The following is a 17,968-nucleotide window of genomic DNA, read 5'->3' on the forward strand; positions in this document are numbered from 1 at the left end:
AAGGGTCCTTTTCTTGCCCGACACCCGACCTTCGCCTGATCTGGCGATCGCCGCCCATAATGTGACGCTGACTTTGGGGAGCGACAAGGCCCCTGTCGAAATTTTGCGCGGGGTCGACCTCGAAGTCACCGCCGGCACCTCGGTGGCGCTGCTCGGCCCTTCGGGATCGGGCAAAAGCTCGCTGATGGCAGTGCTCGCCGGGCTCGAACGCGCCGGGGGCGGCACGGTCAGGGTCGCGGAGCTCGATTTCGCGACGATGGACGAGGACGATCTGGCGCGCGCGCGGCGCGGGCGGATCGGCATCGTGCTGCAGGCCTTTCACCTGCTGCCGACGATGACCGCGCTCGAAAATGTCGCGGTGCCGCTCGAACTCGCAGGCATCGCCGATCCGTTCGGGCGCGCCGCGGCCGAACTCGAGGCGGTCGGTCTCGGCCACCGGCTGACGCATTATCCCGCCCAGCTTTCGGGCGGCGAGCAGCAGCGCGTAGCCATCGCTCGCGCGATGGCGAGTTCGCCCGCGATCATCTTTGCCGACGAACCGACCGGCAATCTCGACACCGCGACAGGCCATGCGATCATCGACCTGATCTTCGCACGGCGGGCCGCGCTCGGCGCAACGCTGCTGATCATCACCCACGATCCCGAGCTCGCCGAACATTGCGACCGCGTCGTCGTGATGCACGACGGGCGGATCGAAGAGCGGGCCGCCTAGGTGCTGCCCCTCGCCACCCTCTGGCGCATCGCCCGGCGCGACCTTGCGGCGCGCATCCGCGGCCTGCGCCTGCTTGCCGTCTGCCTGTTCCTCGGCGTCGCGACGCTCGCGGCGATCGGCAGCCTGACGCGCGGCATCACCTCCGAACTCGAGGTGCGCGGCCAGACGATCCTCGGCGGTGACATCGAGTTAAGCCTGCCGCAGCGGCAAGCCACCGAAGCCGAGATGGCGGCCTTCCGCCGCGCCGGCGCCGCTTCGGCGACGGTACGGCTGCGCGCGATGGCGAACGATCCCGACGGCGACGCGCTGCTGTCCGAATTGAAGGCGGTCGACGGCGCCTATCCGCTCTACGGCACGATGCGCCTCGACAGCGGCGCGCGGCGCGGGCCGCCGCCGCCGGGCGGCATCTGGATCGGCAAAGACCTTTCCTCGCGCCTCGACCTCAAGGTCGGCGACCGGGTGAAGTTCGGCGAAAAAGCGTTCCTGATCGACAGCGTGATCGCCGAGGAACCCGACCGGCTCGGCGAAGGCTTCACGCTCGGCCCGGTGGCGATCATCGGGCTGGCCGATCTGCCGGCGACCCAGCTCATCCAGCCCGGCAGCCTCTACGAAAGCAAATATCGCGTCCGCCTCGCCGGCGATGCCAATCCCGAAGCGGTCGGCAAGGCGTTGACCGCCGAATTTCCCGATGCGGGCTGGGACGTCACCGATCGCAGCAACGGCGCGCCTGGCACGCGGCGCTTCATCGAACGCATGGGGCAGTTCCTGTCGCTCGTCGGGCTCGCCGCGCTGGTCATCGCCGGGATCGGCGTCGGCAACGGCGTCGCGAGCTATCTTGCGGGCAAGCGCCCGGGGCTCGCAACGCTGAAGGTGCTCGGCGCCGACAGCGGCACCGTCGCGCGCATCTATGGCCTGCAAATCCTTGCCGTTGCGGCGATATCGATCGTCCTCGGGCTGGCGGTCGGCGCGCTGATGCCGTCGGCGATCGGCTGGATCGCGGGCGATGTCCTGCCGGTGCGGCCGGGCTTTGCGCTCTATCCGCTGCCGCTGGCGGTGAGCGCAGCGTACGGCCTGCTGATCGCCGTCGCCTTTGCGCTGCCGCCGCTGTCGGCAACCCGCCATGTGCCCGCCGCGGGGCTCTACCGCGCGACGGTCGACAGCGCCGGGCGGATCGACCGGCGGACTTTGGTGGCGGTGGCTGCGGCCTTTGCTGCGATCGTGACGCTGGCAGTGGCGACGGCGCGCGAGCCGCTGTTCGCCTTGGGCTTCATCGCCGCGGCGGTCGGCCTGCTGATCGTCCTCGTCGGGCTCGGCTGGCTCGTCCGCCGCACCGCGAGCCGCGTGCCGCGTCCGCGCCGCCCCTTGCTCCGCCTCGCGCTCGCCAACCTCCATCGGCCTGGCGCTGCGACCGGCGCGCTCGTCGTCGCGCTCGGGCTCGGGCTGACCCTGTTCGTGACGCTTGCCGCGATCCAGACGAGCATCACCGCCGAAATCGCCCGTACGGTGCCGCAGCGCGCGCCGAGTTTCTTCGTGCTCGATGTGCCGCGCGACGGCGTCGAGCGTTTTCGTTCGCTGGTGACCGGAGCCGACCGGCAAGCGCAGATCAACATGATCCCGGCGCTGCGCGGCAGCGTCACCGAATTTCGCGGCCAGCGCGTCGATGAACTCGCCGAGCTGCCCGAAGGCGCGTGGGTACTGCGCGGCGACCGCGGGCTGACCTACAGCCCGGCGCTGCCCAACGGCAGCGAACTGGTCGGCGGACAATGGTGGCCGCAGGATTACAAGGGCCCGCCGCTGGTCAGCGTCGAGCAGGAGGTCGCAACCTCGCTCGGCCTCAAGCTCGGCGACACGCTGTCGGTCAATGTGCTGGGGGTCGAGGTGCAAGCCAAAGTTGCGTCCTTCCGCACCGTCGAATGGGACAATTTCGGGCTGAACTATGTACTCGTCTTCTCGCCCGGCACTTTCGACGCGGCGCCGCACAATATGGTCGCGACCGTCGCGGTCGGACCGCAGGCCGAGACCGACCTCGCGCGCAGCATCCCGCGCGCCTTCCCGTCAGCCTCGCTGATCCAGGTGCGCGATGTCGTGTCGCAGGTGACCACGCTGCTTACCCAGATGAGCCAGGCGATCGCCGCGGCGGCGAGCATCGCGATCCTTGCCGGCATTGCGGTGCTGATCGGCGCGATCGCCGCGAGCCGCGAGCGGCGCGTCTATGACAGCGTCATCCTGAAGCTGCTTGGCGCTACGAGGGGCCAGATACTGGGAGCGCAGGGCCTCGAATATGCGGTGCTCGCGTCGATCCTCGCGCTGCTCGCGCTCGGGCTGGGGTTGGCGGGGGCGTGGTATGTCGTGACGCAGCTCTTCGATTTCAGCTTCGCGCCCGACCCGCTGATCGTCGGTGCGACGCTGATCGGCGGCGCGGGGCTGTCGTTCCTGATCGGGATCGCGGGAAGCTGGCCGCTGCTCTCGGCCAAGCCCGCGCAGGCGCTGCGCAGTCTCTAGTTCAGCAGGCGCACCACTGCCGACACCGCGGCGATGCCGAGGACGACTGCAACCATCGCCTGCCAGACATGCGGCGGCACGCGACCGAAATGGCGCGCGCCGACATAATTGCCGAGCCACATCGGCGGAAAGAGGATGACCGACAGCAGGAACAGCCGCCAGGTCGCGATGCCGACCCACAGCGCGGCGAGGGTGCCGGCGATGGCGGTCATGAAAAAGATCATCAGCATCGACGCGCGCGCGACCTTCGGATCGACGCGGCGGCGGAGATAGAACGGTACGACCGGCGGCCCCGGCATCGCGGCAAAGCCGGTGAGAATGCCCGACGCGATCCCGGTTCCGGCGACGGCCAGCCGGCCCGGGCGGTGCCCTTCGGGCTTTTTCGGCAGCAGCACCGCGATAAAGGCGACAACCGCCGCTGCGGTGATCAGCAGCCGCGCGATGTCGGCAGGCGTCATGTCGAGCACGAACATGCCGACCGGGGTCGTCGCCATCGCGGCCAGCCCGATCGGCACGGCGGTCGAGCGGTCGGCGTCGGCGACGATATGCCCGATCCCCACCGGCCCGATCAGCAATTGCAGCAGGATGCCCATCACCACCGCTTCGCCCGGCGGGATGATCAGGCCGAGCAGCGGCACGAGGATGATCGCCATGCCGAAGCCGGTAAGCCCGCGGACATAGGCCGCACCAAAGGTCATCGCCGCGGCACCCGCAATCGTCAGCGGAGGTAACCCGATCAGGTTTTGTAGAGCAATCGCGCCGATTTTTCGTCCCCGCCAGTTGCAGCGGGTGGCCGTAGCCGAGCGTCAGGGCGCGATCAATGGCCAGAGACGATCGGCGGGCCGTTCGAGGACGCGCGCCGCAATCGCGTGCAGGCGCGCCGGTGCCAGCCGGCCGCTGTCGACCGCCCGCGCGAGCCAGTTTTCGATCGAACCCCCGGTCTCGATCCATTTATCGTCGCGCAGCATGCCGTAGAAGGCGCCCGCGAGCACATGGATGCCGTCGTCCGATTGCCGCCAACGATCGGCGGGATTGCGCCCGACGCCCAGCGCCTCGCCGATAAGCTGGTCGAGCGCCTGCGCCAGATCCTCGTTGAGCAGGCCGTCGAGCGTGGTGTAGCCCCATTTCGGATCATGCTCGCGCACGACGCGCATGACGAGCGCATCCTTTTCGAGCAGCGCGAGCGCAGCCTTGGCGGCCGCGCCATCCATCGGCACCGGCGGGTGGAGCATCTCGTGCGCCGCGTTGCGCACGGTGATCGCGGTGTTCCAGTCGGCCGCCTGCAGGAAGGTCTGGCCCTGCACCTTGATGCCGTGCGGTTTGCAGAATTGCAGCAGCACGACCTCGATCTGCGGGTCGAAGCTGCGGCCGGTCAGCTTTTCGTGCAAGCTGATCACGTCATAGGCGGCGAGATCGCGGCCGAGTTCGGCGATACGCGCGTCGAGGCCGGCGGTGCGTTCGGCCCGGAAAGCCGCGAAACCCGCGTCCGCCATCGCCTCGAACACTGCCTTCAGCCGCGGGGCGGCCGACAGGAACCAGCGCCAATCCTTCTCGTCCCAATTGTTGCTGGCACGATAGGCCGGCAGCAGCAGCGTTTCGGGGTCGGCCGATGCCGCGATCAGCGACGCGAGACTGCTGTCGTCGCCGCCCGAATAAAGCACCGACAGCACCGGTCCCAAAAGGCCGAAGCCGGCCGTCTCTGCCTCCTGCCACAGCGCCGCGATATCGGCGCGGATCGCCGCAGGCAGGCGCGGCGCAAAGGCATCGGCGTCGGCCTCATAATAGCGCAGATACAGCTCGCCTCCGGCAAGCGGGCCAAGAAAGGCAAGCGCATCGAAGCCTTCCGAGGCGCGGACCTTCCATCGCGTCCGCGAGGGCGGGCTCTCGGCATTGGCGCGAATGGGAGCAAGAGGGGGTGCGGCGAGGCCGGCAAGCGCGGCGGCGAGGAAGAGACGGCGATCCATGCCCCCACCTACCCCGAGGGCAGCGACCTAGGCTTGAACGGACTTTGCCCGGAACCGAACCGGCGGCATACCGGTCATCGCGGCCACCGACCGCGCGAGATGCGCCTGATCGGCGAAGCCCTGGTCGGCAGCGAGCGCGGCGAGACTGCCGCGCCAACCGGTAAGCGCCAGCAGCGCGCGCCGGGTCCGCGCCTCGAGCCGGAAACGCTTCGGCGTGACGCCATAGGCGCGCATGAAGCCGCGGCTGACCGACGCCGGGTCGAGCCCCACCCCGTCCGCCCAGTCCGCAAGCGCGATATCGGGATCGTCCGCGAGCGCAGCGGCGAGCAGGTCGGGCCAGTCGCAATGCAGAGCGGCACCGGGGCGGAAATGATCGCGCACATAATCGGCGGCCGCGGCGGCATCGCGTTCGGCAAGGCGCGCGGCCGCGTCGGGATCGTCGATATGCCCGGCGCCCGGGACCATATCGGGGGCGATCGGCAGGTTGAGCACCCGCGCCCCGCGAAGGCCGAACAGGTCGCGATGCGCGGTCCAGTCGCCATGGATGACCACCGTTCCCGCAGCAGCGGCAACCCGCCCCTGATCGCCGGCTTCCTCATAGCCGCCGCCCAGCACCAGCGCTACATAAGCATGGGCGTGGCGATGGCGCGGCAGGCGTTCCCGCGCCCCATGCCGGGCGATTTCGGCGAGTTGGGGCAAAGCGCTCATTCCTTTCCGCCCGGACCCAAGGTGACGAGCCATATGTCGGGCGGAGACAGATAACGAAGCGGGACAATGCTCGTTCCCAGCCCCGCGCCGACGAAGACGCGCTGTTTTCCGTCGACCATGTCGCCGCAGGCGAAGCGGTCGCCGTAGCGCGAGACATAGCTGATCGCGCCGACGACGGGAAAGCGAATCTGGCCGCAGTGGGTATGCCCGGCGAAGACGGCGGCGACCGGCCGCGGCAAGTCGGGAACGATGTCGGGGCTGTGGGTCAGCAGCAACGGCACGCCGGGCCCGAGCCGGTCCATCGCGGCAAAGGTCGCGGCAATATCGTCGTGCCCCGAAAAATCGTCGTCGACCCCGCCGACGATCAGCGGGCCGCGCCTGATCGCTTCGTTCTGGAGCACGCGAAGCCCAAGCTTCTCCATCTCGCTGCGCAGCGCGTCGGGCTTGAACCAGTGATCGTGATTGCCCGGCGCGACGACGACGCCGAGCGGCGCGCGCAGGCCGGCGAGCGGCGCGACGACTTCGGCCGCCGTATAGATATGGGTCGCGGTACGTTTTTCGCTGACGAGATCGCCCGCGATCAGCACGAGGTCGGGCTTCAGCCGGTTGAGTTCGCCGACGATCCGTTCCAGCCGTTCGGGCGGCATGTCGGGGCCCGCGACGTGAATATCGGACAGCAGCAGCAGCCTTAGCGGTGGCTGCCCGGCGGGCCAATCGCCCACCGCGACTGTCGCGTGGCGGACGATCGGGTCGCGCGTCGCGTTCCAATAGCCCTTGGCGAGCAAGGCCACGCCAAGCAGTGCGAGCAGCACTGCCCAGCGCCACCAGCGCCGGCGCGGCTCGGCCATCAGCCCCTGAGGTCGGGCGGGGTCGCTTCGCCCTTCAGCAGCGCGACCGCCTCGGCGAGCGGCATGATCCGCTGGGCGTCCTGCCCCAGGGTGCGGATTGCGACCGTTCCCTCTTCGGCCTCGCGCTTGCCGACGACGAGCAGGTACGGAACCTTTTGCAGGCTGTGCTCGCGCACCTTGTAATTGATCTTCTCGTTGCGCAGGTCGGTTTCGACGCGGATGCCGGCGGCGGCGAGCTGTTCGGCGGCATCCGTCGCATAATCGTCGGCATCGCTGACGATCGTCGCGACCACCGCCTGCACCGGCGCCAGCCAGGTCGGGAAGCGGCCGGCGAAATGCTCGATCAGGATGCCGATGAAGCGCTCATAGGTGCCGAGGATCGCGCGGTGGAGCATCACCGGGCGATGGCGTTCGCCATCCTCGCCCACATAAGAGGCGTCGAGGCGTTCGGGCATCACGCGGTCCGACTGGATCGTCCCGCATTGCCACGTCCGGCCGATTGCGTCGGTCAGGTGGAATTCGAGCTTCGGCGCATAAAAGGCGCCCTCGCCCGGCAGTTCTTCCCAGCCATAATCGTCGTTCGCCATCCCGGCGCGCGCGACGGCCTCGCGAAGTTCGGCCTCGGCCTTGTCCCACATCTCTTCGGTGCCGAAGCGCTTTTCGGGCCGCAGCGCCAGCTTCACCGCATATTTCTCGAAGCCGAGATCGCGGTAAACGCGGTCGAGCAGTTCGCAGAAGGTCCGCACCTCCTCGACGATCTGGTCCTCGCGGCAGAAGATATGGCCGTCGTCCTGCGTGAACTGACGGACGCGCAGGATGCCGTGCAGCGCGCCATGCGGCTCGTTGCGGTGGCAGCAGCCCATTTCGGCCATGCGCAGCGGCAGGTCGCGGTACGACTTGATCCCCTGGCGGAAGATCAGGACGTGCGCTGGGCAGTTCATCGGCTTCAGCGCCATCCACTCGGCATCGTCGGAGATGATCGGACCGTCATCCTCGGTGTTCGGGATTTCGTCGGGGATGACGAACATATTCTCGCGATATTTCCCCCAGTGACCCGACTGCTCCCACTGGCGCGCGTCCATCACCTGCGGCGTCTTGACTTCGACATAGCCGCCGCCGTCGATCGCGCGGCGCATGAACGCCTCGAGCTCGCGGTAGATGCGATAGCCCTTGGGGTGCCAGAAGATGCTGCCGTGCGCCTCTTCCTGCAGATGGAAGAGGTCCATTTCGCGGCCGATCTTGCGATGGTCGCGTTTCGCGGCCTCTTCGAGCCGGACGAGATGCTCGGCGAGCTGCTTCTTGTTGAGCCAGCCGGTGCCATAGATACGGCTGAGCTGGGCATTTTTCTGGTCGCCGCGCCAATAGGCGCCCGACACGCGCGTCAGCTTGAACGCCGCGGGGTCGAGCTTGCCCGTCGACGCCAAGTGAGGCCCGCGGCACATGTCCATCCAGCCGTCACCCGAACGATAGACGGTCAGTTCCTCGCCCTGCGGCAGTTCGGCGGCCCATTCGGCCTTGAAACTCTCGCCCTCGGCCTGCCATTTGGCGATCAGGTCGTCGCGTTCCCAAACTTCGCGCGTCAAGGGAAGATCGGCGGCGATGATGCGGCGCATCTCCTCCTCGATCAGCGGCAATTCGTCGTCGCGGAAAGCGCCATGGTCGGCAGTCGGTGCGAAGTCGTAATAGAAGCCGTCGCCCGTTGAGGGGCCGAAGGTAATCTGCGTGCCCGGAAACAGGTTCTGCACCGCCTCCGCCAACACATGCGCATAGTCGTGGCGCACGAGTTCAAGCGCGTCGGCCTCGTCGCGGCTCGTCACCAGCGCAAGGTTCGTATCTTCTTCGAGCGGGCGCATGATATCGCGCAGTTCGCCGTCGATCTTTGCGGCGAGCGCCGCCTTGGCGAGGCCGGGGCCGATGTCCGCCGCAATCTGCGCCGGGGTAGTCCCGCGCACGACTTCTCGGGCAGAGCCATCGGGAAGGGTGACACGGATCATCTGGGACATCGAAAAATCGGCCTTTCTGGCGGTTGGACGGCACCGGTGAAAAGGCGCCAAAACTGCGCCCCTTTGCCAGCATGCGATATGGGCGGCAAGGGGGCGGATTCACAATCGCCCTTGCAATGATACTTTGTATCATTATCTCGCGCACGAACCCCTCCCGCGAAAGACATCCCATGTGCTTCCCCGCCGCGCGCCCGCGTTTTGCCGACCTGACGGGAATCCTCCTGTCGCTGACCTGCCTGATCCACTGTCTCGCGCTGCCGCTGATCATCCTGCTGGCCCCGGCGCTCAGCCGCTGGATCGCGCTGCCCGAAGGGGTGCATGCCGCGATATTGCTGCTCGCCGTCCCTGCGGCGCTGGTCGCGATGCACGACGGCTGGAAACGGCACCGGCGCATCGCCCCGGGCCTCGCGGCCGCGATGGGGCTCGGCCTGCTCGCGGCCGGGCTCGCGGCGCACGAGGGATGGATCGCGGTCGCCGATCCCGCGGCAGCCGACCGGCTGCTCACCTCATTCGGCGCGCTCGGCCTTGCTGGTGCGCATCTCGCCAACTGGCGGCTGCGTCACCGCGGCGTCAACTGACCCGGAAAATGAGCGACATTGCGGGTCTGATGTCATTGTCGGATTTGGGGTGGGAGCGGACGTTTGCCCGTTTTGTGTACCCCGGTGAAGGCCGGGGTCCAGAGCGTTGGAAAGCCGGCGCCGCGCACTTGCGCCCTGGACCCCGGCCTTCGCCGGGGCACACGCCAGTTACGGCCATTTCCAGCCATTATTCGTCGTGCGCTTCCCCAACCAAGTTCGCCCCCACCCAAAATAGCGGCTGGAAAAGTCGGCCTCTCCTGCGTACTCGATGCAGGACAGGGCGCCCGGCATCGGCCGGACGCCCTTTCGCATATGACCGACCATCGCCATCGCAGGATTCCCATGACCCGCACCCATCTGCTTCCCCACCCCGCCCCGGCCGCGCGCCATGAACTGCGGGGTGACGCACGATGAGCATCTGGCTGACCGCGATCATCCTCGGCATCGTCGAAGGGCTGACCGAATTCCTTCCCGTCTCGTCGACGGGCCATCTGATCCTCGCCACCGAATTGCTCGGCTATGACGCATCGCGCTGGGCGATCTTCAACATCGCGATCCAGCCGGGCGCGATCCTGGCGATCGTCGTGCTGTACCGGAAGCTGTTCTGGGACATGTTCACCGGCTTTTTCCGCCGCGACCCCGTCGCCATCGCGTTTGTCCGCAACCTGCTCCTCGCCTTTTTCCCGGCCGTCATCCTCGGGCTGGCGTTCGGCGACTATATCGAGCTGCTCCTCGAAAACGCTGTGGTGGTCGCCTGGGCGCTGATCATCGGCGGCTTCGCGATCCTGCTCGTCGAGCGCTTTGCCAAGACGAAGGATGTCGGCGGGGTGGCCAATGTGACGACCCGGCAATCGATTCTGGTCGGCCTTGTCCAGTGCATCGCGATGATCCCGGGGGTCAGCCGGTCGGGCGCAACGATCCTCGGCGCGATGTCGTTCGGGGTGGACCGCAAGACCGCCGCCGAGTTCAGCTTTTTCCTCGCGCTGCCGACGCTGAGCGGTGCCACGGCGTTGCAGCTTTTCAGGCACCGCGATGCGATCACCTCGAACGACCTCGGACTGATCGGGCTCGGCGCCTTCGTCTCGTTCGTCGTCGCGTGGGTGGTGATCAAGGCCTTCCTCGCGGTGGTGACCCGCTATGGCTTTGCGCCCTTTGCCTGGTATCGAATCATTGTCGGGGCCGCCGCGCTGGTGTGGCTCACCATGAGATAGGGCCGATATTTTACTATTTGCGAAAGATAGTTGCGTGGGGAACAAAATTCTCTCCCCCAGCCCTGAATTAATGTCAGTAATACTGCCCTAATCGGCATAAATATCGTGACAGCCCCGGTCCGGCCATGCATTTGCCCCGCAACGAAGGGGAAACTGCATGGCTGCCGATCGCATGCTCCGGTTTGTGGAGCGTGAACAATCCTATCCGGACAAGCGCTCCGCCGAAGACCGCGCGCAAGACTTTCGCGAGATCGCCGAACGCTATGCCGCGCCCGACGCCGACGCGCAGGCGGCGCGCTGCTCGCAGTGCGGCGTGCCCTATTGCTCGGTCCACTGCCCGCTGCACAACCATATCCCCGACTGGCTGCGCCTGACCGCAGAAGGCCGGCTGCGCGAAGCCTATGAGCTCAGCAACGCAACCTCGACGATGCCCGAGATCTGCGGCCGCATCTGCCCGCAGGACCGGCTTTGCGAAGGCAATTGCGTCATCGAGTTCTCGGGCCATGGCGCGGTGACGATCGGCAGCGTCGAGAAATATATCACCGACACCGCCTGGGCCGAAGGCTGGGTCGAGCCGCTGCATGTCCGCGCCGCGACCGGCCAGTCGGTCGGGATCATCGGCGCCGGCCCCGCCGGGCTGACCGCCGCCGAATATCTGCGCGCCGAAGGGCACGAAGTGCATGTCTATGACCGGCACGACCGCGCCGGCGGGCTGCTGACCTATGGCATCCCCGGCTTCAAGCTGGAGAAGGACGTGGTGATGCGCCGCATCGAGCGGCTCGAACAGGGCGGTATCCACTTCCACCTCGGCTTCGACGTCGGCAGCGACGCGACGCTCGACGCACTGCGCCAGAAGCATGACGCGATCCTCGTCGCGACCGGCGTTTACAAGGCGCGCGAGATCAATGTCGCAGGCAATGGCGCCGACGGCGTGATCGCCGCGCTCGACTATCTCGTCGCCTCGAACCGCAAGGGCTTCGGCGATGCGGTGCCGGCGTTCGACGACGGCAGCCTCGATGCCAAGGGCAAGCATGTCGTCGTCATCGGCGGCGGCGACACCGCGATGGACTGTGTCCGCACCGCCGTCCGCCAGGGCGCCAGGTCGGTCAAATGCCTCTATCGCCGCGACCGCGAGAATATGCCGGGATCGCAGCGCGAAGTGTCGAACGCCGAGGAGGAGGGCGTCGAGTTCGTCTGGCTCTCCGCCCCCGAAAGCTTCACCGCCGACAAGCAGGTCAAGGAAGTCGCGGTTGCCGGGATGCGCCTCGGCGCGCCCGATGCGAGCGGCCGCCGCAGCCCCGAGGTCGACCCGGGCCGCAAGTTCGACCTGCCCGCCGACATGGTGATCAAGGCGCTGGGTTTCGATCCCGAGGAGCTGCCGCAGCTGTTCGGTTCGCCCGACCTGTCGGTCACCCGCTGGGGCACGCTGCGCGTCGATCACCAGACGATGATGACCAGCCTGCCCGGCGTTTTTGCGGCAGGCGACATCGTGCGCGGCGCCAGCCTGGTCGTCTGGGGCATCCGCGACGGCCGCGACGTCAGCGAACAGATGTCGAAATGGTTGAAAGCGAAAGCGAAAAGCGAAAAGAAGGCAGCATGACCAACAGGGAAGGAAATTCATGATGCCGAAGTTCAAGACGATGCTGCTCGCCGGCACGATCGCGCTGCTGCCGCTGGGTACGGCCGTGCAGGCCGCGCCCGAGGAAGCGCCCGCCGCCGAGGTGGTCGTCGATGCAAGCCAGGACAGCGCTGACGTCGATAGCGAAGCCTATGCCGCCGAATCCAAGGCGAAGATGGAACGCGAGATGGACGCGGCGATCGCAATCGTCGAAAAAATGTTCGACACCAGCGACCTGCCGCCGGTCGAACCCGCACGCCTGACGCTCGCGCAGACGACGATGGGCGCGCTGATCCCTTCGGGCAGTCTCGAGCGGATGATGGACAATCTCTACGGCAAGATGTTCAAGACCATCATGGGCGAGATGGGCGGCGAGTCCGACCTGATGATCTCGATCAAGACCGGGGTCGAGAGCGAGAAAATCGCCGCACTCGACGAAGCGACCAAGGGCAAGATCGCCGACGTCTTCGACCCGAACCGCCAGGAACGCGAAGACCAGATCAACAAGGTGATCAAGCCGCTGATCAGCGAAGTCCTCGCCGACATGGAGCCGCCGATGCGCGCCGGCATGGCCAAGGCCTATGCGCGCAAATTCTCGGCGGCGCAGCTCACCGAACTCAACGCCTTCCTCGCGACCCCGACCGGCACCGCTTACGGCAATGACTGGATGGCGCTGCAGGCCGATCCCGAAGTGATGCTGGCGGTGATCAAGGCGATGCCGCCGCTGATCAGCAAGTTCATCGATCGCGCGCCGCAGATCGAAAAGGACATGAAGGAGCTGCCCAAGGAAAAGCAGCTCGCCGACCTGAGCGATGCCGAATTGTCGAAGCTGGCCAAGCTGATGAAGGTCGACGTCAAGACGCTGGAAGAGCAGCGCGACATGTGGAAGACCGACACGATGGAGGCCACAGACGCGGTCGCGGCAGACGATTATGCCGTCGATGCGGCCGCCGACGCCGCCGCGGACGATTATGCCGTGGATGCGGCATCGGATGCGGCGACCGCAGCCGCAGCGGCGGCTGACGCCGCGGTCGAAGACCCCGCCTATGACCGCAGCAACTGGTCGGCGGCCGACCTGAAGCGCGTCGAGGATCTCGAAACCGCGTATGAAAATGCCTCGGTCGCGGTGCAGCAAGCCGCCGACGAAGCGGTCGAAAACGCCCGCAAGAAAAAGAAATAGCATCGCTGCCGTCATCCGGCGCACGCCGGGATGACGGTAAGAACGAAATCAGGACTGCAACATGACCCATTACCCCACCCCCGACCATGCGCGCCTTGCCGAGACCGGCATGTATCGCCCCGACATGGAATCCGATGCCTGCGGCGTCGGACTCGTTGCGGCGACCGATGGCAAGGCCTCGCGCCGCGTCGTCGAGGCGGCGATCGAGGCGCTGCGCGCGGTCTGGCACCGCGGCGCGGTCGATGCCGACGGCAAGACGGGGGACGGAGCGGGCATCCATGTCGACCTGCCGGTGCGTTTCTTCGATGACGCCATCGCGGCGTCGGGGCACAAGGTGCGTCCGAACCGCCTCGCCGTCGGCATGGTGTTCCTGCCGCGCACCGACCTTGGCGCGCAGGAAGAATGCCGGACGATCGTCGAGGCCGAGATCATCGACGCGGGTTTCACCATCTATGGCTGGCGTCAGGTACCCGTCGACGTATCGGTGATCGGCGACAAAGCGCAGCGCACGCGCCCCGAGATCGAGCAGATCATGATCGCCGGCCCCCTGCCCGACGAACAGTCGGTCGCCGAGTTCGAAAAGCAGCTTTACCTCGTCCGCCGCCGGATCGAGAAAAAGGTGATCGCGGCGCAAATCGCCGACTTCTATATCTGCAGCCTGTCGGCGCGCTCGATCATCTACAAGGGCCTGTTCCTCGCCGAGAGTCTGGGCGATTTCTATCCCGACCTGATGAACAAGCTGTTCGAGAGCCGGGTGGCGATCTTTCACCAGCGCTATTCGACCAACACCTTCCCGCAATGGTGGCTGGCCCAGCCGTTCCGCTGCCTCGCCCATAATGGCGAGATCAACACGATCCGCGGCAATAAGAACTGGATGAAGAGCCACGAGATCAAGATGGCGAGCCTTGCGTTCGGCGAGCACTCGGAAGACATCAAGCCGGTGATCCCGGCGGGCGCGTCGGACACCGCCGCACTCGACGCGGTGTTCGAGGCGCTGTGCCGCGCCGGCCGCGACGCACCGACCGCAAAGCTGATCCTCGTCCCCGAGGCGTGGACCAACGAGTGCGACGTCCCCGACAACCACCGCGCGATGTACTCCTATCTCGCCAGCGTGATGGAACCGTGGGACGGCCCCGCCGCGCTCGCGATGACCGACGGCCGCTGGGCGGTCGCGGGCATGGACCGCAATGCGCTGCGTCCGCTGCGCTACACGTTGACCGCCGACAATCTGCTCGTCGTCGGCTCCGAAAGCGGGATGGTGCTGCTGCCCGAAGCGAGCATCCGCAAGAAGGGCCGCCTTGGCCCCGGCCAGATGATCGCCGTCGACCTCGACGACGGCGCACTTTACGAAGACCGCGCGATCAAGGATCTGATCGCCGACGCGCAGGATTATCCTGCACGCGTCAAGGGTTTCCGCACCATGGCCGACCTGCCGAAGGGCGGCAAGTCGAGCCTGCCCATCTTCGACCGCGCCGAACTGCTCCGCCGCCAGGTCGCCGCCGGGCTGACGATGGAAGATATGGAACTCATCCTCTCGCCCATGGTCGAGGATGCCAAGGAAGCCGTCGGATCGATGGGTGACGATACGCCGCTCGCGGTCATTTCGGACAAGCCGCGCCACGTCGCGCAATTCTTCCGCCAGAATTTCAGCCAGGTCACCAACCCGCCGATCGACAGTCTGCGCGAACGGCATGTGATGAGCCTGAAGACGCGCTTCGCGAACCTCGCCAACATCCTCGACGAAAAGGGACAGAGCGATCACGTCCTCGCGATCGATTCGCCGGTGCTCGTCGGCGACGACTGGGACCGGCTGCGTGCCTATTTCGGCGATGCGGTCGCCGATATCGACTGTACTTTCGCGGCCGGCGGCGACGCCTCGACGCTCCGCGAAGCGATCGCCCGCGTCCGCCGCGAGGCCGAGGATGCGGTGCGCGCGGGACGCAGCGAATTGTTCCTGACCGACCAGAATATCGGCGAAAAGCGCGTCGGCATGGCGATGGTACTCGCCGCCGCCGCGGTCCACACGCACCTCGTCCGCAAGGGGCTGCGCAGCTATGCCTCGATCAACGTCCGCTCGGCCGAGGTGCTCGACACCCATGCCTTTGCCGTCCTGATCGGCGTCGGCGCGACGACCGTCCACGCCTATCTGACCGAAGCGGCGATCGCCGACCGCCATGCGCGCGGCCTGTTCGGCCGCGAACTGTCGCTGGGCGATTGCCTCCTGCGGTTCCGCAAGGCGATCGACGACGGCCTGCTCAAGATCCTCGCCAAGATGGGGATCGCGGTGATCTCCAGCTATCGCGGCGGTTATAATTTCGAGGCGGTCGGCCTGTCGCGCGCGCTGGTCAACGACCTGTTCCCCGGCATGCCGGCGAAAATCTCCGGCGAAGGCTATCAGTCGCTGTTCATCAACGCAGTCGAGAAGCATGAGGCGGCGTTCGATGCGCGCGTCACCACCCTGCCCATCGGCGGTTTCTACCGCCAGCGCGCCGGCGGGGAGGCGCATGCCTATTCGGCGCAGTTGATGCACCTGCTCCAGACCGCGGTCGCGACCGACAGCTACTCGACCTATCTGCAATTCTCGCGCGGGGTCGCCGACCTGCCGCCGATCTATCTGCGCGACCTGGTGGAATTCAACTATCCCACCCAAGGAGTCGCGCTCGACAGCGTCGAGGCGATCACCGAAATCCGCAAGCGTTTCGTCACGCCAGGCATGTCGCTGGGCGCGCTATCGCCCGAAGCGCACGAGACGCTGGCGATCGCGATGAACCGCATCGGCGCCAAGGCGGTGTCGGGCGAAGGCGGGGAAGCGAGCGAGCGCTATCAACCCTATGCCAATGGCGACAATGCCAACAGCAACATCAAGCAGATCGCAAGCGGCCGCTTCGGCGTCACTGCCGAATATCTCGGCGCGTGCGACGAGATCGAGATCAAGGTCGCGCAAGGCGCCAAGCCCGGCGAAGGCGGCCAGCTTCCGGGCTTCAAGGTCACCGAGTTCATCGCCCGGCTGCGCCATGCGACGCCCGGCGTGACGCTGATCTCGCCGCCGCCGCACCATGACATCTATTCGATCGAAGATCTCGCACAGCTCATCTACGATCTCAAGCAGATCAACCCGAAAGCGCGCGTTTGCGTGAAGCTGGTTTCCAGCGCAGGCATCGGCACCGTCGCGGCCGGCGTCGCCAAAGCGCACGCCGACGTCATCCTCGTCGCGGGCAACACCGGCGGCACCGGCGCTTCGCCGCAAACGAGCGTCAAATATGCCGGCACGCCTTGGGAAATGGGGCTCAGCGAAGTCAATCAGGTGCTGACGCTCAATGGCCTCCGCCACCGCATCCGGCTGCGCACCGACGGCGGGCTCAAGACTGGGCGCGACATCGTGATCGCGGCCATTTTGGGCGCCGAGGAATATGGCATCGGGACGCTCAGCCTTGTCGCGATGGGCTGCATCATGGTGCGCCAGTGCCACAGCAACACCTGCCCGGTCGGCGTCTGCACGCAGGACGAAAAGCTGCGCCAGAAGTTCACCGGCTCGCCCGAGAAGGTGATCAACCTGATGACCTTCATCGCCGAGGAAGTGCGTGAAATCCTCGCCAAGCTCGGCTGCCGCAGCCTCGACGAGGTGATCGGCCGCACCGAATTGCTGCGTCAGGTCAGCCGCGGCGCCGAACATCTCGACGACCTCGATTTGAACCCGATCCTCGCCAAGGTCGACGCCCCCGACGAGGAACGCCGCTCGCAGGGGCCGAGCTTCCGCAACCCGGTGCCCGACAGCCTCGACGCGCAGATATTGAACGACGCGAAGCCGCTGTTCGAGCGCGGCGAGCGCATGCAACTCACCTATAATGTCCGCAACACGCACCGTGCGGTCGGCACCCGCCTGTCGGCCGAGGTCACCGCACGCTTCGGGATGAAGGGGCTTGCCGACAACCATGTGCAGGTCCGCCTGCGCGGTACCGCGGGCCAGTCGCTCGGCGCCTTCCTCTGCCAGGGCATCACGCTCGAGGTGTTCGGCGATGCCAACGACTATGTCGGCAAGGGCCTGTCAGGCGGCCGCATCGTCGTGCGCCCGACCGTGTCGAGCCCGCTGGTCAGCCAGCACAACAGCATCGTCGGCAACACGGTGCTGTACGGCGCGACCGCGGGCACCCTGCTCGCGGCAGGTCAGGCGGGCGAACGCTTCGCGGTGCGCAACTCGGGCGCGCGCGTCGTGGTCGAGGGCTGCGGCGCCAATGGCTGCGAATATATGACCGGTGGCACCGCGGTGATCCTCGGCCCTGTCGGGTCGAACTTCGGCGCCGGAATGACCGGCGGCATGGCCTTCGTGCTCGACAGCGACGACAGCTTCGAGCGGCATGCGAACGGCGAATCGATCGTCTGGCAGCGGCTCGCGAGCAGCCATTGGGAAAGTGAGCTCAAGGCGCTGGTCGAAGATCATGCCAAGGCCACCGGCAGTAAATGGTCGGACGAGATCCTTGCCGACTGGGATCGCTGGAAGGGTCGTTTCTGGCAGGTTTGCCCGAAGGAAATGATCAGCCGCCTGACCCATTCGCTGAACGAAGAAGAGGTAAAGGTCGTCGCGGCCGAATAGGCCGGCCGCTTCCCTGCGAAGGAGCCTGTCGCAGCCTTGCCGCATTTCGTCGC

Annotated in this window: 12 protein-coding genes; 7 read left to right on the plus strand and 5 right to left on the minus strand. The window is 66.7% G+C overall.

Translation table 11 applies throughout. The features are described 5' to 3' along the window. Positions 1-13: 13 nt before the first annotated feature. Together AN936_RS13730 and AN936_RS13735 are read left to right on the plus strand one after the other, a co-directional pair. Complete coding sequence (locus AN936_RS13730; protein ID WP_054588628.1) at positions 14-712, plus strand: ABC transporter ATP-binding protein; 699 nt, start codon at positions 14-16, stop codon at positions 710-712. Further along, complete coding sequence (locus tag AN936_RS13735) at positions 713-3,214, plus strand: ABC transporter permease (RefSeq protein ID WP_054588629.1); 2,502 nt, start codon at positions 713-715, stop codon at positions 3,212-3,214. Here the strand turns inward: AN936_RS13735 and AN936_RS13740 are convergent. The 5 genes from AN936_RS13740 to thrS all read right to left on the minus strand — a co-directional run bounded on the left by AN936_RS13740 (position 3,211) and on the right by thrS (position 8,737). After that, entirely contained in the window at positions 3,211-3,912 is a 702-nt protein-coding gene (locus AN936_RS13740; RefSeq protein ID WP_054588630.1) for a sulfite exporter TauE/SafE family protein, read from the minus strand. The genes AN936_RS13735 and AN936_RS13740 overlap by 4 nt on opposite strands. Positions 3,913-4,020: 108 nt before the next feature. Then, a complete protein-coding gene (locus AN936_RS13745; protein WP_054588631.1) occupies positions 4,021-5,178 on the minus strand; it encodes a hypothetical protein in 1,158 nt (385 codons plus the stop codon). A 27-nt stretch (positions 5,179-5,205) separates the two neighbouring features. Continuing rightward, the gene (locus tag AN936_RS13750; protein WP_054588632.1) at positions 5,206-5,886 is read right to left on the minus strand and encodes an AraC family transcriptional regulator; all 681 of its coding nucleotides are present in this window, start codon (positions 5,884-5,886) and stop codon (positions 5,206-5,208) included. Beyond that, a complete protein-coding gene (locus AN936_RS13755) occupies positions 5,883-6,734 on the minus strand; it encodes a metallophosphoesterase (RefSeq protein ID WP_054588633.1) in 852 nt (283 codons plus the stop codon). Before AN936_RS13755 ends, AN936_RS13750 begins: the two co-directional genes overlap by 4 nt. Next, positions 6,734-8,737: a threonine--tRNA ligase gene (thrS, locus tag AN936_RS13760; RefSeq protein WP_054588634.1), complete on the minus strand. Its 2,004-nt coding sequence runs from the start codon at positions 8,735-8,737 to the stop codon at positions 6,734-6,736. Before thrS ends, AN936_RS13755 begins: the two co-directional genes overlap by 1 nt. Positions 8,738-8,907: 170 nt before the next feature. On the opposite strand from thrS, the gene AN936_RS13765 reads away from it, so the two are divergent. The 5 genes from AN936_RS13765 to gltB all read left to right on the plus strand — a co-directional run bounded on the left by AN936_RS13765 (position 8,908) and on the right by gltB (position 17,915). Then, positions 8,908-9,315 carry a MerC domain-containing protein gene (locus tag AN936_RS13765; protein WP_054588635.1) on the plus strand — a complete coding sequence of 136 codons (408 nt, stop codon included), beginning with the start codon at positions 8,908-8,910 and terminating at the stop codon, positions 9,313-9,315. Between the two features lie 410 nt (positions 9,316-9,725). After that, a complete protein-coding gene (locus tag AN936_RS13770) occupies positions 9,726-10,526 on the plus strand; it encodes an undecaprenyl-diphosphate phosphatase (protein WP_054588636.1) in 801 nt (266 codons plus the stop codon). A 157-nt stretch (positions 10,527-10,683) separates the two neighbouring features. Next, positions 10,684-12,126, plus strand: a complete 1,443-nt coding sequence (locus tag AN936_RS13775; RefSeq protein ID WP_054588637.1) for an NAD(P)-dependent oxidoreductase — start codon at positions 10,684-10,686, stop codon at positions 12,124-12,126. A 22-nt stretch (positions 12,127-12,148) separates the two neighbouring features. Continuing rightward, complete coding sequence (locus AN936_RS13780) at positions 12,149-13,324, plus strand: DUF2059 domain-containing protein (RefSeq protein ID WP_234715573.1); 1,176 nt, start codon at positions 12,149-12,151, stop codon at positions 13,322-13,324. A gap of 61 nt (positions 13,325-13,385) precedes the next feature. Continuing rightward, on the plus strand, positions 13,386-17,915 hold the full coding sequence (gltB, locus tag AN936_RS13785; RefSeq protein ID WP_054588639.1) for a glutamate synthase large subunit: 4,530 nt from the start codon (positions 13,386-13,388) through the stop codon (positions 17,913-17,915). Positions 17,916-17,968: the final 53 nt, after the last annotated feature.

Origin of the sequence: Sphingopyxis macrogoltabida, from assembly GCF_001307295.1 — a bacterium.
In the GTDB taxonomy this organism is placed as follows: Bacteria; Pseudomonadota; Alphaproteobacteria; order Sphingomonadales; family Sphingomonadaceae; genus Sphingopyxis; species Sphingopyxis macrogoltabida_B.

What these genes read in the sequence shown, in the direction of transcription:
- AN936_RS13745 (WP_054588631.1), bottom strand. Translation starts at nt 5,178, where the DNA reads ATGGATCGCCGTCTCTTCCTCGCCGCCGCGCTTGCCGGCCTCGCCGCA.
- AN936_RS13755 (WP_054588633.1), bottom strand. Translation starts at nt 6,734, where the DNA reads ATGGCCGAGCCGCGCCGGCGCTGGTGGCGCTGGGCAGTGCTGCTCGCA.
- AN936_RS13740 (WP_054588630.1), bottom strand. Translation starts at nt 3,912, where the DNA reads ATGACCTTTGGTGCGGCCTATGTCCGCGGGCTTACCGGCTTCGGCATG.
- AN936_RS13775 (WP_054588637.1), top strand. Translation starts at nt 10,684, where the DNA reads ATGGCTGCCGATCGCATGCTCCGGTTTGTGGAGCGTGAACAATCCTAT.
- AN936_RS13765 (WP_054588635.1), top strand. Translation starts at nt 8,908, where the DNA reads ATGTGCTTCCCCGCCGCGCGCCCGCGTTTTGCCGACCTGACGGGAATC.
- gltB (WP_054588639.1), top strand. Translation starts at nt 13,386, where the DNA reads ATGACCCATTACCCCACCCCCGACCATGCGCGCCTTGCCGAGACCGGC.
- AN936_RS13770 (WP_054588636.1), top strand. Translation starts at nt 9,726, where the DNA reads ATGAGCATCTGGCTGACCGCGATCATCCTCGGCATCGTCGAAGGGCTG.
- AN936_RS13750 (WP_054588632.1), bottom strand. Translation starts at nt 5,886, where the DNA reads ATGAGCGCTTTGCCCCAACTCGCCGAAATCGCCCGGCATGGGGCGCGG.
- AN936_RS13780 (WP_234715573.1), top strand. Translation starts at nt 12,149, where the DNA reads ATGCCGAAGTTCAAGACGATGCTGCTCGCCGGCACGATCGCGCTGCTG.
- thrS (WP_054588634.1), bottom strand. Translation starts at nt 8,737, where the DNA reads ATGTCCCAGATGATCCGTGTCACCCTTCCCGATGGCTCTGCCCGAGAA.